Origin of the sequence: Sphaerisporangium sp. NPDC005288, from assembly GCF_040607475.1 — a bacterium.
Lineage (GTDB): Bacteria > Actinomycetota > Actinomycetes > Streptosporangiales > Streptosporangiaceae > Sphaerisporangium > Sphaerisporangium rhizosphaerae.
On record NZ_JBEXGT010000002.1, the window covers coordinates 1 to 15882 of the forward strand.

The window sequence follows — 15882 nt, forward strand, 5'->3', positions numbered from 1 at the left end:
CGGCCCGAGCGCGGGCGGTCCGGCCGGAGCCGGGGCGGCGGGCGGGGCGGCGGGCGGCGTCGCGGGCCAGGGATGACCGGGGGGTCCGCTCATGGGCGCTCCGGGCGGAGGTGTGCTCACGGCTCTCGTACCTGCCTTTCCAGGGTGTCCAGGTGGCCCGCCAGGGCGATGAGCCCGGCATCGTCGGCCGGTGTCGGACCGTACATCACCGAACGCACCCAGATCGCATCATGCCCGGTGCGCAGCGCGGTCGCGGCGACGATCTCGTCCGGCGCCGCCTCCCCGGACAGGCCCAGCCGCGGCACCAGGCGCGAGACGCAGGCGGCGCGCAGCGTGGCCGAGGCGCGGTCGCGGGCCCGGCGGGCGCGGTAGAGGCGGCCGCGGCCTTCGACGGTCTCGGCGGCGCGGACGACCACCGGCAGCCGCTCGACCACGACGGGCCCGAGGCGGCGGCCCCGCCAGAACGCCACCACCACGAGGGCGACGCCGAGCTGCACCACCGCCCACGGGACTCCGGGCGGGATGAGGTCGGCAGCGCTCGCCTCCCCCGAGCCGGGGACGGCCTGGGGCCCGTCCGGCGCGACCAGCCAGATCAGCACCGGCCGGTCGCCCGCGAGGTTCATCGCCAGCGCGGCGTTGCCGTCCTCGGCGAGCCGCCGGTCGGTCATGAAGGCGCCGTCGCCGACCACGGTCACCGACGGGTCGCCGGGCGTGTGCACCAGGCTCGCGCCGTCGGAGCCGGGATAGCAGCCGGTCGAGCCGCGGGGCACGGTGAACAGCGCGCCGCCCATGAAGGCGCTGCCCGCGCGGACGGCGGCGGGCAGCGCACACCGGGGTTCGCGGGATCGCGAGCCGGTCTCGCCCGTGGGGCCGATGCCGGGGGCCAGCCGGTCGAGGTCGGACACCGGCCCGGCGATCAGCCGTTGCGCCCGTGTGCGCGACAGCCGGGACACCTCGTCGGCGCTCAGGAAGGAGGTGTCGGTCACCAGGACCCGGCTCGCGGGCCCGTCCAGGCGCACGACGTCGTCCACGGTGGAGACCCGCTCGACGCGGACGCCGCGCGCCCGCAGAAGCTGCGCGAGCGCCTTGCCGCCGGTCAGCGAGGCGTCGGCGGGGTCGAGCGGGCGCCCCTCGGTGGAGGTGCCGGTGAACAGCGCGGCGATGACGGCGACCAGCACCACCAGGACGCCGACGGCGACCATGCCACGGGCGCCGCGCCACAGGCCGCGCGCGGTGGGCGAGGTGGAGGCCGAGGTGGCCGTGCCGGGGCCGGCCGCGTGGTCGGATGTGCGGCCGGATGTGCGGCCGGGCGCGGTGAGGGTCATGAGGGCCTCGCCGTCGCGGCCAGGGCGGCGGGGCGGGCGGCCGCGACGCCGGCGTCGAGCTCGGCGACCGACCGGTAGCCCTCAGGGGTGCCCGGCGCCTGGCCGTAGGTGACGTCGTCGAACAGCCGCGCCGCGGCCGTCAGCGCGGGCGCGAGCGCGGGGAGTTCCCGCCCGGCCTCGGCGGCCAGCTCGTCGGCCGTGCGCCCGGCCTGCGGCGCCACGATGGCCCGGTCTTCCAGGTCGCGCGCGATCGCCCGCAGCCGTTCTTGGACGGCCTCGGCCCAGCGGGACTCGCCGGCGAGGCGTTCGGCCTCGGCGCGGTGCTCCTCGGCGGTGTGTGCCTTCGGCCCGAACAGGCCCTCGGCGGCGGCGCGGCGGGCCCCGGTGGCCCTGCGCGCCTGCCAGAGGAGCAGGGCGGCGAGCGCGACGACGACGAGCAGCACGGCGAGCAGCGCGAGCACGCCGCCGGGCACCCCTCCGGGCGCGCTGTCGAACAGGCCGTCGATGAACTCCTGGAACAGCCGGAACGCCCGCTCGACCAGCGACTCCTGCTGGTATTCGGGCTTGACGAGCTCTTCGACGGCCCTGCGGCGGGCCTCGTCGCGCCCGATGTCGTCCAGGGCCAGGCCGCGGACGAGGGCGAGGGCGGTCGCGGTCACGGCGCCGCGGGGGAGCCGGGGACGTGCGGGCCGGCGCCGCCCGCGGCGTGGGAGGGGTGCCACAGCTCGTCGGCGGTCGCGGGCACCCAGCCCAGGCGCTGCTGGTCGAGCGCGGCCGTCTGCAGGACCAGGTCGAACGCCTCGGCGCGCATGCGCAGGTCGGTGTAGAGCAGCCCGTTCACGCCCGCCTGCACGGGATAGGTGATCATCGAGCTGAGGATGCCGCCGACCGTGAGCAGGACCGTGGTGACCACCGTCGCGGCGACGGTGCCCTGCCCGCCGAAGGACACCACCAGGCTCACGATGGTGACCGGCAGCGACAGGATGTAGCCGAGCATGGCGACCAGGAGTTGCGTCAGTATCAGGATGCCGAGTACGCGCCAGAAACCGGTGCCGACCAGCCGCCATGACCGCCGCATCGCCTCGACGACCCCGCGCCGTTCGAGCACGACGGCCGCCGCCGCCAGCGAGAAGCGCGTGCTGACCGTCACGAGGTAGGCGACGTAACCCATGACGGAAAGGATCACCACGAGCGCGATGAGGGCCCCGGGGCCGTCGCCGGCGATGATCAGGAACAGCGGCACGCCGACGACGACCAGCGGCGCCAGCGCGATGAGGCCGGTGAGCAGGGCCAGCCCGAACAGGGCGGGCAGGCGTCCGCGGGTGAGCCGCCACGCCTCCCCAATGGTGATGCGGCCGCCGAACACCGCGCGCCCGAGCACCCGGGTGAGCATGCCCGTCAGCACGGTGACGAGGAAGAACTGGATGACCAGCGTCATCAGCGCGCCGCCGAGCTGGGCGAGAACGCCCCCTACGGGCAGGTCCCGCCCGGCGGCGAGCGTGTCGGGATCGGCGATGATCTCGCCGACGGAGCCGTAGTAGATGGCCTGGCCGATCGACAGCGGCAGCATGCCGATGGCCGCGGCGATCGCCGACAGGCCGAGCGTGGCCTTCGGGTTGGACCGGATCAGCTTGATCGTGCCGTCCAGGATGTCGCCGAGCGCGAGCGGGCGCAGCGGGATGATGCCCGGGCGCGGCGCCTGCGGCGGCGGGCGGAAGCCGTACTGGCCGCCGTAGCCGGGGCCCTGCCCGTGGGGACCGTATCCGCCGTGTCCGCCGTACGGGCCGGGCGGGTAGGGCTGCCCTGGGGAGGGCGGCGCGTACGGCTGCCCCTGAGGCGGCGGGTAGCCCTGAGGTGGCGGGTAGCCCTGGCCCTGGGGCGGAGGCGGCGGAGGGGACTGTTGCCCGTATCCGGGGCCCTGCGGCGGCGCGTCCTGCGGCGTCCCCCCGCCGGCCCGCCCAGGAGCCGTCTGCTCCGGCGGCGACTGCGGGGTGCCTCCAGCGGGCGCGCCCGGCTGCGCGGTGGCTGCCGCGGGCTCGTCGGACGGCGGGTTCGCCGCGCCAGGAGAGGTCCACGGCGCCTGCCCGGGAGGGACGTACGGCGGAGGCTGGTTCTGCGCCCAACCCGGGGGCGTGCCTGGCGCGGAGCCGTGACCGTCTGACATATCCCAATCCTGGCATGTCGCACGCCCGCTCGGGGTGCCCGGGCGATCGATCATGCGCCCGGATGGTGGAATACGACCGGCTTGGCGCAAACTTGTGCCAAGGCATGTCCGGTGCGCGCCACGCCACGCCACGAGCCCATCGAGCCAGATCATTGGCGGGTTGAGTAACGTGAGCCTAAAATTCGGCTTTCGGTGGAGCTATTGTTCGGTCGTTTATCACCCGGCGGTGCGTCACAGGTAGCCTTCGGTCGGTCGTACGGCTTTCGCCTCCACCTCCATACTGCGCAGAACGAATGAGGGGCCATGAAAGGACGCGTGCTGGTCGTCGATGACGACGCCGCTCTCGCCGAGATGCTCGGCATTGTCCTTCGGGGGGAGGGCTTCGAGCCGTCGTTCGTCTCCGACGGCGACAAAGCGCTGGACGCGTTCCGCGACACCAGGCCTGACCTGGTGCTGCTCGACCTGATGCTGCCCGGCGCCGACGGCATCGACGTGTGCCGCCGCATCCGCGCCGAGTCCGGCGTGCCGATCGTCATGCTCACCGCCAAGAGCGACACCATCGACGTCGTCCTCGGGCTGGAGTCCGGCGCCGACGACTACATCGTCAAGCCGTTCAAGCCGAAGGAGCTCGTGGCCCGGGTGCGGGCCCGGCTGCGCCGCACCGACGAGCCGACGCCCGAGGTGCTGCAGATCGGCGACATAACGATCGACGTCGCCGGCCACTCGGTCAAGCGCGAAGACGAGACCGTCAACCTCACCCCGCTCGAGTTCGACCTGCTGGTCGCCCTGGCGCGCAAGCCGCGCCAGGTCTTCACCCGCGAGGTGCTGCTCGAGCAGGTCTGGGGCTACCGCCACGCGGCCGACACCCGCCTGGTCAACGTGCACGTGCAGCGACTCCGGGCCAAGATCGAGAAGGACCCGGAGCACCCCGAGATCGTCGTCACCGTCCGCGGCGTCGGCTACAAGGCCGGCCCGGCGTAGGCGGCGCCCGCCGCCACCCCGCGCCGTGACCCCTGGGACATCCGCATGGCCCTCCCCACCGCATCCTCCGGCGCCGCCCGCCCCGCGCAGGGCCGGCCCAGGCCGAAGAAGAAGATCCGGCGAACGCCGCGCCAGATAGTGCGCGGCGTCCGCCGGAGGGCCCGGCGCGCCGCGGGGCGGACGCGCCGGATGTGGCGCCGCTCGCTGCAGCTCAGGGTCGTCACCAGCACGCTGCTCATCTCCATGACCGTCGTCGTGGTGGTCGCCTTCTTCCTGCTGCAGATGATCCAGACGGCCGTGCTCGACGGCCGCAAGCAGACGGCGATCGCCGAGGCCCAGGCCAACGTGACCACCGTGGCCGGCTACCTGGGCCAGCCCTCCGACACCACGGCCAAGCAGTCGGCCGCGGCCCAGAGCGACGACATCGACGGACCGTTCAAGACCCCGGTCGACCAGGCGGCCGAGGCGCTCGCCCGCCGGGCCGGCGCCCGCTACAGCGTCGTCATCCTCAGCGGCTACCACGTGGGGGAGGATCGCGGCACCAACAACATCGCCCTGAGAAGCGTCCCCCGCACGCTGCGCGACGCCGTGCGCAAGGCCCGCGGCGAGCCCCAGGGGCAGTACACCTCGATGTACTACCAGGGCGACCCGACGCCCACCCCCGCGCTGGCGATCGGGGCGATGGTGCCGAACGTCTACGGGGAGTACGAGGTCTACCACTTCTTCCCGCTGAGCGACGACGTCAGCACGCTGTCCCAGGTCCAGCGGTGGGTGATCCTGGCGAGCGTGGCGCTGGTGCTGCTGCTGGCCGCGGTCGCCTCGCTGGTCACCCGGCAGGTCGTCACCCCCGTCCGGCTCACCCGTCAGGCCGCCGAGCGCCTGGCCGCGGGCCGGCTGGAGGAGCGGCTGAAGGTGCGCGGCGAGGACGACCTGGCCCGTCTGGCCGCCTCCTTCAACGAGATGGCCTCCACGCTCGCGTTGAAGATCCACCAGCTCGAGGAGCTGTCGCAGGTGCAGCGGCAGTTCGTCTCCGACGTCTCGCACGAGCTGCGCACGCCGCTGACCACCGTCCGCATGGCGGCCGACCTGCTGTACGAGAGCCGCGAGGACTTCGACCCGGCCGCCGCGCGCTCGGCCGAGCTCATGCAGAACCAGCTCGAACGGTTCGAGTCGATGCTGGCCGACCTGTTGGAGATCAGCCGGTACGACGCGGGCGCGGCCACGCTCGACGTCGACTCGGTGGACATGCGCGACGTCGTGCTGAGGGCGGTCGGCGACTCCCAGCCGCTCGCCGAGCGCAAGGCGACCCGGCTGGACCTGCGGCTGCCGAACGAGCCGTGCATGGCCGAATGCGACAGCCGCAGGGTCGAGCGCATCCTGCGCAACCTGCTGTTCAACGCCATCGAGCACGGCGAGGGCCGCGACATCGTGGTCACCCTCGGCGCCGACCGCGACGCCGTGGCCGTGGCCGTGCGCGACCACGGCGTGGGGCTGAAGCCCGGCGAGGAGAACATGGTCTTCGACCGGTTCTGGCGCGCCGACCCCTCCCGGGCGCGCACCATCGGCGGCACCGGCCTCGGCCTGGCGATCTCCCGCGAGGACGCCATCCTGCACGGCGGCTGGCTGCAGGCGTGGGGCATCCCGGGCGAGGGGTCGCAGTTCCGGCTGTCGCTTCCCCGGCTCGCCGGGTCCGAGCTGCGCGGGTCGCCCCTGCCCCTGGTGCCGCCCGAGGTCGAGATGCGGCGCACCTGGCGGGGCCAGGCCACGCCGGTGCTCTCCCCGGCCATCGAGGGGGCCTTCGATGCCGACTAGAGCCTTGCTGCGGGGCCTCGCCCTGGCCGTGGTCGCCGTGCTGTCGGCCGCCTGCTCCACGGTGCCGACCGGGGGCAATCCCTTCGCGGTCCGCGGCGGGCGCGGGGGCGACGCGCTCAGCCAGCCCTACGTCCGCGTCCTCGCCGCGCCCCCGAAGCTCAAGGGGTCCCCTCTGGAGATCGTCGGCGGCTTCCTGGCCGCGGCGGCGAGCTTCGACGACCCGCTGCGCTCGGTGGCCCGGCAGTACCTCACCGGGGAGGCCCTGCGCGGCTGGGTCCCCTTCCACCCGATCACCATCTACGAGGGGTCCCTGGCCATGGACGACCCCAGAGTGGACATCCAGCAGGCCCGGGTGACGCTGAAGGGCACCGTCCTCGGCAGCCTCGACGGCGACGGGCACTACGTCCCGAGCGACGCCGCGGCGAGCGGTGAGACCGCCCGCGAGTTCACCCTGGTCAAGGTGCAGGGTGAGTGGCGCATCTCCTCGGCGCCTCCGGGGCTGTGGCTCACCCAGGACGACTTCAAACGGGCCTTCCGCTCATTCGACCTGTACTTCCCGGCCTACCAGTCGGCCGGCCTGGTGGCCGACCAGGTGCGCGTGCCGATCAACCCCAGCGAGGGGCTGGCCAAGTCCCTGGTGCGCAAGCTGCTCATCGGCCCCACGGCGCCGCTCAGCGGCGCCGTGGACTCCGCGTTCAGGAAGAACGTCGACGTCAACGACGTGTTCGTCGAGAACGACACCGTCGTGGTCGACTTCACCTACGGCATCGTCGACTCCACGCTCTCGGAGATCAACCGCGAGGCGCTGTCGGCGCAGCTGGCGTGGACGCTCAAACCGCTCACCGAGTCGCGGCGCATCGAGGTGCGGGTCAACGGCGAGCAGTTCCCCAACGGGCCGTTCATCATCGACCCGCGCGACTACGACCGCTTCGACCCCGACGTGATCGCCCAGCCGCAGCCGTACTACCTGCAGCAGGGCAGGCTCCACCGGCTGGACAAGGACGACGACAACCCCACTGTGGTCGGCGTGGGGCAGGTCGGCACGCGGCAGTTCACCCATCTGGCGGTGTCCAACGACCAGGCGGTCAAGGTGGCCGCGCTCGAACGCGCCGGCGGGGCCTACGTCAGCGGCATCAACCCCGGCAGCCAGTGGGAGCGCTGGATCGAGGGCGCTCACCTGACCCCGCCGTCGTGGGACCGGTACGGCGATCTGTGGTCGGTCGTCCAGCAGGCCCCGCGCAAGGCGCAGGTGCTCAGGGCGCACGACGCCACGCGGCAGGTCCCGGTGAGCGCGCCGGGCCTCGAGACCAGCGACGTGACCGCCTTCCGCGTGGCGCGCGACGGCGCCAGAGTGGCGGTCATCGCCGACGACGGGCACGGCGAGCAGGTCCTGGTGGGCTCCGTCAACCGGAGCGAGTGGAAGATCCAGAACCTGCGCCCCCTGGTGCCCGCGAGCGAGGGCCAGCAGATCATCGACATCGCCTGGCGCGACGCCGACACGCTTCTGGTCCTGACGGCCGCCAAGGCCGACCGCGTGCTCAGCACGTGGTCGGTGACTCAGGGGGTGCGGCTGGAGTCGCCGAAGTCGGCCGCCGGCATCGAGAGCATCGCGGCGGCCCCCGACCCGGCCCTCATCATCGCCGGGACGGCCGGCGGCGAGATCCAGGTGTGGAACCCGCAGAAGACCCAGTGGACCACGGTGGTCAAGGACGGAGCCGATCCCCCCGCATACCCCCTGGGCTGACCCGTGCACCGTCCACCTGGAGGACGGCGGTGTCACCCCGGTCGCCTGTGACCCGCGTGGCGTCGTCCACGGCGAGCGCGCCGGTGGACGATGGCCGTGTCACACCCCGGTCGCCTGTGACCCGCACACACCGGCCTCAGGGGGAACCCTGTGGACGACGGGCGGGTCGCCCCGGTTCGTCCCGCTCGCCTGTGGACGGACGGGAGGCACGGGCCCGGACCGTCGGTGACGGGGCGCACGGTGGGGGCATGCTGACCGCCCTCCTCGATCTGATCTCGCTCCACCGCTGCGCCGGGTGCGACCGGCCCGGCGCCGCCGTCTGCGGCCCGTGCGCGGCCGATCTGCGCGGCGACCCCGTGCCGCGGCCGCCCGGCCTGCCCGACTGCTGGTCGGCGGCCTGCTACGAGGGCCCGGTTCGCCGTGTCCTGCTCGCCTACAAAGAACGCGGGCGCACGGCGACGGCGCCGCTCCTGGCGAGCTGCCTGGTCTCCACCCTGCTCGCCGCGCTCGCGGCCCGCGGCCTCCCGCCGCGCGCGCCGCTCGTCCTGGTCCCGGTCCCGAGCGCGCGCCGGTCGGTGCGGCGGCGCGGGCACGACCCGGTGCGGCGGCTGGCCGTGCTGGCGGCGCGGGCGCTGCGGGCGCGCGGGCGGCCGGCCGCGGTGGTGCCCGCCCTCGCGCAGGCGCGGCGGGTGCGCGACCAGGCGGGCCTGAGCGCGCCCGAAAGGGCCGTCAACCTCGGCGGGGCTCTGCGTGTCCTGCCCGGGCGAAACGCCGCTCAGCGCCGCTCTCAGGGCCCACCGGGCGGGGTGGTGGTCCTGCTGGACGACGTCGTCACCACCGGGGCCACGCTGGCCGAGGCGGCGCGGGCGCTGCGGGCGGCCGGGGTGGAGGTGGCGCTCGCCGTCACGGTGGCCGCCACGCCGCGTCGAACGCGACACGCCCGGATTCGAGAGAACTCAGAAGAATACGCACGGTAATGGCAGAGATAAATCATCGGCATGGCGCGACGGTCACATGTTGCTGTCCCGAGCCCTGTCCCTCCCTGCTCAATCGACGCGAGAAGCCCTCACGGAACGGGTCCGAGCATGGTCAACGCCGGGTCGGCCCAAGGTCCGCCGCCGCCCAGCGGATCACTCATAGTGATCCTTTGGCCGAGCCCGCGGCTGACATTCGGCCCGGCAGGGACTAGCGTTCGAGCATGGCACCCGTTCGGGTCCGTGGTTGCGCCGGACCGACCCCCTTCGGGGGACCGGACTGGCTAGCCGATGCCAGCCGCAGGCGAAACGGCCCACGTAAGGCGACTCTTCGTCGACCGATCACGGTGCGGCTTAGAGGTAAGTCCTGCCTTCCCGGAGGTCCAGATGTCCTCCGCCAGAAGAGAAGGGCAGTAGTGGCACAGGCCGCGAACCCCTCAGCAGGCGGATGTGGGGACGAAGACCAGGTCGGCCGGGCGGGTGCCACTCCTTGCAGTCGAGACGAAGGGGGGCCTTTGAGTGGACATCATCGTCAAGGGACGGCACACCAGTGTGAGTGACCGGTTCCGCGATCATGTGACGACGAAACTGGCCAGGATCGAACGACTGGACAACAAGCTCATACGCGTCGATGTGGAGGTGTCCAAGGAAGCGAACGTGCGGGCGACCGAGCACCGCGAGCGGGTGGAGCTGACCATCCATTCCAAGGGACCGGCGATCAGGGCGGAAGCCTCCGCCGACGACCGGTTCGCGGCCCTCGACATCGCCCTCGGCAAGCTCGAGGGACGGCTCCGGCGCATCGCCGACCGCCGCAAGGTCCACCACGGCAACCACTGCCCCCCATCGGTGGCCGAACTGACCTCCGTCCTGGCCGACGCCTACGAGTCCCTGCCGCAACCGCTTCCACCCGAGCCCGTCGAGCACGCCGAGCCGTACGCCGCCGAGCCGGCCCGTGACGAGGACGGGTATCGCGAGCCCATCGTTCCGATCGAGATGGAAGGCGACGGGCCCCTCGTCGTCCGCGAGAAGTTCCACCAGGCCGACGCCATGACCATCGACCAGGCACTGCTGGAGATGGAGCTGGTCGGCCACGACTTCTACCTGTTCAGAGACAAGGAGTGCGGGCTTCCGAGCGTCGTGTACCGGCGTGTCGGATACGACTACGGCGTGTTGCGGCTCGTCGAACAGTAACCAACGCGTTCGATGATCCTCTCGACCACCCCCGCGCGCCGGGAAGCCGTGTAATGATGGCGGTCCCGAGGGCGCGGGAGCGTCGCGCGGTAGGGGTCGACCTACCGGCGCGACCGGCTCCCCACGAGGAGGAGGCGTGACGCAGACCGACGAAACGGCCGACCGTTCCGGGCGTCAGGAGCCGATCCGCGTGCTGATCGTTGACGATCACGCGCTGATCCGGCGGAGCCTTGAGCTGGCATTGGCCGCGGAGCCGGACATCGAGGTGGTCGGCGAGGCCGGCGACGGTCAGGAGGCGGTCGAGATCGCCGACCGCCTCCTGCCGGACGTCGTTCTCATGGACGTCCGGATGCCCCGGCAGAGCGGCATCGAGGCGACACGGGCGATCAAGGCGTCGGTGCCGAGCGCTCGCATCGTGATGCTCACCGTCAGCGACGAAGAGGAGGACCTCTTCGAGGCGATCAAGGCGGGGGCCACCGGCTACCTGCTCAAGGACGTGCAGATCGACGAGGTGCCCGACGCCGTGCGCGGCGTCCACGAGGGCCAGTCGCTCATCAACCCGGCGATGGCGGCCAAGCTGATCAGCGAGTTCGCCAACATGAGCCGCAAGGAGGCCGAGCGCCCTCCGCAGCTGCCGGTGCCCCGGCTGACCGACCGCGAGATGGAAGTGCTGCGGCTGGTCGCCAAGGGCATGAACAACCGCGAGATCGCCAAGCAGCTGTTCATCTCCGAGAACACCGTCAAGAACCACGTCCGCAACATCCTGGAGAAACTCCAGCTCCACTCCCGCATGGAAGCCGTCGTCTACGCCGTCAGGGAACGCCTCCTCGAGATCACCTGACCCACGTGGGCGGCGCGGGCGTCACGCACCGTCGCCCACAGGCGCGCGTCACGCACGGCCGCCCATGGGCGGACGTCAGGAACCGTCGCCCACAGGCGGGCGGCGCAGGGCGGCCTCCAGGGGAGCGGCGAGGTCGGGGCTGCCGACGCGCTCGACGCGGACGTCGTCGCAGCCGACCCAGGCGGCGGCCTCCCACAGGGCCTGGCTCATCGCCTCGGCGGCGGCGGCGCGGGCCGCGCCGCCGCGGGTCGGCCCGGCCTCGAACCCCACCTGACGTGCCACGAAGGTCGAGCCGTCGCGCGCGGGGTCCACCCGGCCGATGAGCCGGCCGCCGGCCAGCACCGGCATCGTGAAGTAGCCGTGCACCCGCTTGTCCTTGGGGACGTAGGCCTCCAGCCGGTGGGTGAAGCCGAAGACCCGCTCGGTGCGGGCGCGGTCCCAGACCAGGGAGTCGAACGGCGAGAGCGGCGTGGTGCGGTGGCGGCCGCGCGGCGCGGTGGCGAGCGCGGCCGGGTCGGCCCAGGCGTTGGCCGCCGGACGCGCGGCCCCGGCCGCCCCGCGGACGGCGCCGCGGGGAGTTCCCCAGCCGTCGACGTACAGCGGGACCAGGCCGGCGCCGCCGCCGAGGAGCGCCTCGTCCAGCAGGGCCCCCTGTGCCCCGCGGACGCGGATGAAGTCGGCGAGGTCGGCGCGGGTGGCCACCCCGAGGGCGCGCCCGGCGTGACCGGCCAGCCCCTGGACGCACTCGGCGTCGCTGAGTTCGCGGCCGAGGAGCGCCGGAGGAACGACGCGCTCGGCGACGTCGTAGACGCGGCGCCAGCCGACCCGGCGGGTGCACACGACCTCGCCGATGTCGAGCAGGAACTCCACGGCGATCTTGACGTCGGACCAGTCCCACCAGGGGCCGCCGTTCTTGGCGCCGCCGAGGTCGGTGGTGGTCACCGGCCCCTCGTTCCTGACCTGCTCGAGCACCTTGTCGATGGTCGGCGGCACCTCGTGCCAGCGATAGCGCCGCTCGCGGTAGGCGCGGCGGCGGAAGGCGTACAGCGGCCAGTCGTCGATGGGCACGACGCACGCGGCGTGGCACCAGTATTCGAAGGCGGTGGCGGGCTCGTGCCAGTAGGCCCGCTCGACCGCGGCCCGGCCGACGGCGCCCAGCCGCGCGTACGCCACCAGCTCGTGGGAGCGGGCCAGGACCGAGATGGTGTCGAGCTGCACGGCGGCGAGGCGGCGCAACATGGCCGTGACCCCGCCCCGGCGGGAGTCGGCCCCGAGGAACCCCTGCGCGCGCAGGATGGCGCGGCGGGCCTCGTCGGCGGACAGGTCGAGCACGGGGGCGGGGATACCGTTCGGCATGTGTCGATGGTAGGGCGAGCCACCGACGAAACGGCTATGCCGGTGTCGTCCCGGGACGACGAGGGGTCAGGCGCGCTCGCCGTGGTGCTCGAACGGGGAGTGGTGCTCCTGCACCGCGATCTCGCGCGGGGCGTCCTCGATGACGTCGGAGAAGATGTCGAAGATGAGGGCGAGGATGCCGCCGATCACGATGACCGCTCCGCCGCCGACCCAGAACAGCAGCCAGTTGGGGCCCATCACGAGGGCGATGCCGCCGATGGTGAAGCCCAGCAGGATCACGGTCACCGCGAGCCATGACGACGCACGCCCGGCGTGCGACTGGCCGCTGTGTGGTTTCGCCGGTGCGCTCTCGGCCATCCCGACTCCTTGTTGTTCTCGTCGATGTGCGTTGCCGCCGGGGGGCCGCCCCGTGGCAAAGATTCCCTGCCCGTACCATCGAACGATATCCAACCTCACCGGCCGTGCCGCAGGCCGTACCCCGTCAGCCGCCGGTATGAGACGGTCTTGAACTCCCTGTTCCCCGACAGCGTCATTGACGATGGCTGTGTCCGGTGGTGAAACCGCCTACCATGGCTGTGGGGAACCATGTCTCGTCCTCATGTCCGCAGCCGTCGGGCCGCGGTACAGACCTGCGAGGAGCTTTACTCAAAGTGCCAGCCTTTCTCGACAAGATCCTTCGCGCCGGCGAGGGCAAGGTCCTGCGTAAGCTGAAGCGGATCTCCGAGCAGGTCAACTCCATCGAGTCCGACTTCACCGGCCTGAGCGACGCCGAGCTGCGCGCGCTGACCGACGAGTTCAAGCAGCGCCACGCCGACGGCGAGTCCCTCGACGATCTGCTTCCCGAGGCGTTCGCCGCCGTGCGCGAGGCGGCCCGCAGGGTCCTCGGCCAGCGCCACTTCGACGTGCAGATCATGGGCGGCGCCGCGCTGCACCTCGGCAACATCGCCGAGATGCGCACCGGTGAGGGCAAGACCCTCACCTGTACGCTGCCGTCCTACCTCAACGCCATCAGCGGCAAGGGCGTGCACGTCGTCACAGTCAACGACTACCTGGCCAAGCGCGACGCCGACAACATGGGGCGCGTCCACCGCTTCCTCGGCCTGGAGGTCGGCGTCATCCTCGCCAACATGGCGCCCGACGAGCGCCGCCGGCAGTACAACGCCGACATCACCTACGGCACCAACAACGAGTTCGGCTTCGACTACCTGCGCGACAACATGGCCTGGTCGCTCGAAGAGTGCGTCCAGCGCGGCCACAACTACGCCATCGTCGACGAGGTCGACTCCATCCTCATCGACGAGGCCCGCACGCCGCTGATCATCTCCGGTCCCGGCGAGCAGTCCGGCAAGTGGTACGCCGAGTTCGCCAAGATCGTCCCCCGCCTCCGCCGCGGCGTCGAGGGCAAAGAGGGCGAAGAGAGCACCGGCGACTACATCGTCGACGAGAAGAAGCGCACGGTCGGCGTCCTTGAGGCCGGTGTCGAAAGGGTCGAAGACTGGCTCGGCATCGACAACCTCTACAAGCCCGAGCACACCCACCTCGTCGGCTTCCTCAACAACGCCATCAAGGCCAAAGAGCTCTACAAGAAGGACAAGGACTACATCGTCGTCGACGGCGAGGTCCTGATCGTGGACGAGTTCACCGGTCGCGTCCTGCACGGCCGCCGCTACAACGAGGGCATGCACCAGGCCATCGAGGCCAAGGAGGCCGTGAAGGTCAAGGACGAGAACCAGACCCTCGCCACCGTCACCCTGCAGAACTACTTCCGCCTGTACGGCAAGCTCGCCGGCATGACCGGCACGGCGGCGACCGAGGCCAACGAGTTCCACCAGACCTACAAGCTGGGCGTCATCCCGATCCCGACCAACCGGCCCATGGTCCGCAGAGACCAGGCCGACGTGGTCTACAAGACCGAGGACGCCAAGTTCAACGCCTGTGTGCAGGACATCAAGGAGCGCTACGAGAAGGGCCAGCCGGTCCTGGTCGGCACCACCTCGGTCGAGAAGTCCGAGAAGCTCTCCAAGGCGCTCAAGCGGGCCGGCGTCGCCCACGAGGTGCTCAACGCCAAGAACCACGCCCGTGAGGCCACGATCATCGCCGAGGCGGGCCGCAAGCACGCCGTGACCGTCGCCACCAACATGGCCGGCCGCGGCACCGACATCATGCTGGGCGGCAACCCCGAGTTCCGCGCCGACATCGAGCTGCAGCAGCGCGGCCTGTCCCCCTCCGAGACTCCGGAGGAGTACGAGAAGGTCTGGCCCGAGGCGCTCGAGAAGGCCAAGGAGGCCGTCAAGACCGAGCACGAGGAGGTCACCGAGCTCGGTGGCCTGTACGTCCTCGGCACCGAGCGCCACGAGTCGCGCCGCATCGACAACCAGCTGCGCGGCCGTTCCGGCCGTCAGGGCGACCCCGGCGAGTCGCGGTTCTACCTGTCCCTCGAGGACGACCTCATGCGGCTGTTCAACTCCGCCCGCGTCGAGATGATCATGACGCGGCTGAACATCCCCGAGGACGTCCCGATCGAGTCGGGCATCGTCTCCAAGGCCATCGCCTCCGCCCAGCACCAGGTCGAGCAGCAGAACTTCGAGATCCGCAAGGACGTTCTGAAGTACGACGAGGTCATGAACCGCCAGCGCAAGGTGATCTACGCCGAGCGCCACCGGGTGCTTGAGGGCGCCGACCTGCACGAGCAGGTCCGCGAGTTCATCACCGAGGTCGTCGACGGGTACGTCCAGGCGGCCACCGCCGAGGGCTTCGCCGAAGAGTGGGACCTGGACAAGCTCTGGAAGGCGTTCCAGCAGCTCTACCCGATCTCGGTCACGGTCGAGGAGCTCATCGAGGAGGCCGGCGGCGAGCGCGAGGGCCTGACGGCCGACCTCATCCGCGAGCGGATCAAGGCCGACGCCCTCGCGGCGTACGACCGGCGCGAGGAGGAGCTCGGCGCCGAGACCATGCGCGAGGTCGAGCGGCGGGTCATCCTGTCGGTCCTCGACCGCAAGTGGCGCGAGCACCTCTACGAGATGGACTACCTGCGCGACGGCATCGCGCTGCGCGCCTACGCCCAGCGTGACCCGGTGATCGAATACCAGCGCGAGGGCTTCGACATGTTCGCGGCCATGCTGGACGGCATCAAGGAGGAGTCGGTCGGCTTCCTGTTCAACCTCGAGATCGAGGTGCAGGACAACCCGATCGTCGAGGAGGCCGCCCCGCAGGACGCCAACGTCTCGGAGACGCAGGCGATCATCTCCAAGGCGCTGCGCCGCCCGCAGCGTCCCACTGAGATGATCTACAGCGCGCCGGGCGAGAGCGGCGACGTGGAGCAGACCCGCGTGCGCACCACCGCCGAGGAGCGCGCCGCCTACGGCAACGTCGAGCGCAACGCGCCCTGCCCCTGCGGCTCGGGCAAGAAGTACAAGCGCTGCCACGGCGACCCGAAGAACGCCACCGCCTGAGGCTCGCCCGCGCACGCAACAGCGCTCGACGGCCCCGCGACC

At 71.9% G+C, this 15882-nt stretch carries 12 protein-coding genes; 7 read left to right on the forward strand and 5 right to left on the reverse strand.

Annotated elements, in window-relative coordinates:
• Positions 1-116 precede the first annotated feature (116 nt).
• The 3 genes from ABZU32_RS01980 to ABZU32_RS01990 are packed head-to-tail and all read right to left on the reverse strand — an operon-like array spanning position 117 to position 3489.
• Entirely contained in the window at positions 117-1325 is a 1209-nt protein-coding gene (locus tag ABZU32_RS01980) for a DUF4350 domain-containing protein (RefSeq protein WP_354915867.1), read from the reverse strand.
• Complete coding sequence (locus ABZU32_RS01985) at positions 1322-1984, reverse strand: DUF4129 domain-containing protein (protein WP_354915870.1); 663 nt, start codon at positions 1982-1984, stop codon at positions 1322-1324. Before ABZU32_RS01985 ends, ABZU32_RS01980 begins: the two co-directional genes overlap by 4 nt.
• Positions 1981-3489, reverse strand: a complete 1509-nt coding sequence (locus ABZU32_RS01990) for a hypothetical protein (protein ID WP_354915873.1) — start codon at positions 3487-3489, stop codon at positions 1981-1983. The genes ABZU32_RS01985 and ABZU32_RS01990 overlap by 4 nt, the downstream gene beginning before the upstream one ends.
• Before the next feature lie 303 nt (positions 3490-3792).
• Here ABZU32_RS01990 and mtrA point away from each other — a divergent pair, with 303 nt between their 5' ends.
• The 6 genes from mtrA (at position 3793) to ABZU32_RS02020 (ending at position 11032) form a co-directional block, all read left to right on the forward strand.
• A complete protein-coding gene (gene mtrA / locus ABZU32_RS01995) occupies positions 3793-4470 on the forward strand; it encodes an MtrAB system response regulator MtrA (protein WP_214408661.1) in 678 nt (225 codons plus the stop codon).
• A gap of 45 nt (positions 4471-4515) precedes the next feature.
• Positions 4516-6282, forward strand: coding sequence for an MtrAB system histidine kinase MtrB (mtrB, locus tag ABZU32_RS02000; protein ID WP_354915876.1), 1767 nt, complete (start codon positions 4516-4518; stop codon positions 6280-6282).
• Positions 6272-8026 (forward strand): LpqB family beta-propeller domain-containing protein, encoded by a 1755-nt coding sequence (locus ABZU32_RS02005; protein ID WP_354915879.1) that lies wholly within the window; start codon positions 6272-6274, stop codon positions 8024-8026. The genes mtrB and ABZU32_RS02005 overlap by 11 nt, the downstream gene beginning before the upstream one ends.
• A 248-nt stretch (positions 8027-8274) precedes the next feature.
• Positions 8275-9003 (forward strand): phosphoribosyltransferase family protein, encoded by a 729-nt coding sequence (locus tag ABZU32_RS02010; protein WP_354915882.1) that lies wholly within the window; start codon positions 8275-8277, stop codon positions 9001-9003.
• Positions 9004-9519: 516 nt separating this feature from the next.
• Positions 9520-10191, forward strand: coding sequence for a ribosome-associated translation inhibitor RaiA (gene raiA / locus ABZU32_RS02015; RefSeq protein WP_354836926.1), 672 nt, complete (start codon positions 9520-9522; stop codon positions 10189-10191).
• A gap of 136 nt (positions 10192-10327) precedes the next feature.
• On the forward strand, positions 10328-11032 hold the full coding sequence (locus ABZU32_RS02020; protein ID WP_354915884.1) for a response regulator transcription factor: 705 nt from the start codon (positions 10328-10330) through the stop codon (positions 11030-11032).
• Positions 11033-11107: 75 nt separating this feature from the next.
• On the opposite strand, the gene ABZU32_RS02025 is transcribed toward ABZU32_RS02020, so the two are convergent.
• The gene (locus ABZU32_RS02025; RefSeq protein ID WP_354915887.1) at positions 11108-12388 is read right to left on the reverse strand and encodes a crosslink repair DNA glycosylase YcaQ family protein; all 1281 of its coding nucleotides are present in this window, start codon (positions 12386-12388) and stop codon (positions 11108-11110) included.
• A 66-nt stretch (positions 12389-12454) separates the two neighbouring features.
• A complete protein-coding gene (locus tag ABZU32_RS02030) occupies positions 12455-12745 on the reverse strand; it encodes an HGxxPAAW family protein (protein ID WP_354836919.1) in 291 nt (96 codons plus the stop codon).
• Between the two features lie 293 nt (positions 12746-13038).
• On the opposite strand from ABZU32_RS02030, the gene secA reads away from it, so the two are divergent.
• Positions 13039-15840 carry a preprotein translocase subunit SecA gene (gene secA, locus ABZU32_RS02035; protein WP_354915890.1) on the forward strand — a complete coding sequence of 934 codons (2802 nt, stop codon included), beginning with the start codon at positions 13039-13041 and terminating at the stop codon, positions 15838-15840.
• Positions 15841-15882 lie beyond the last annotated feature (42 nt).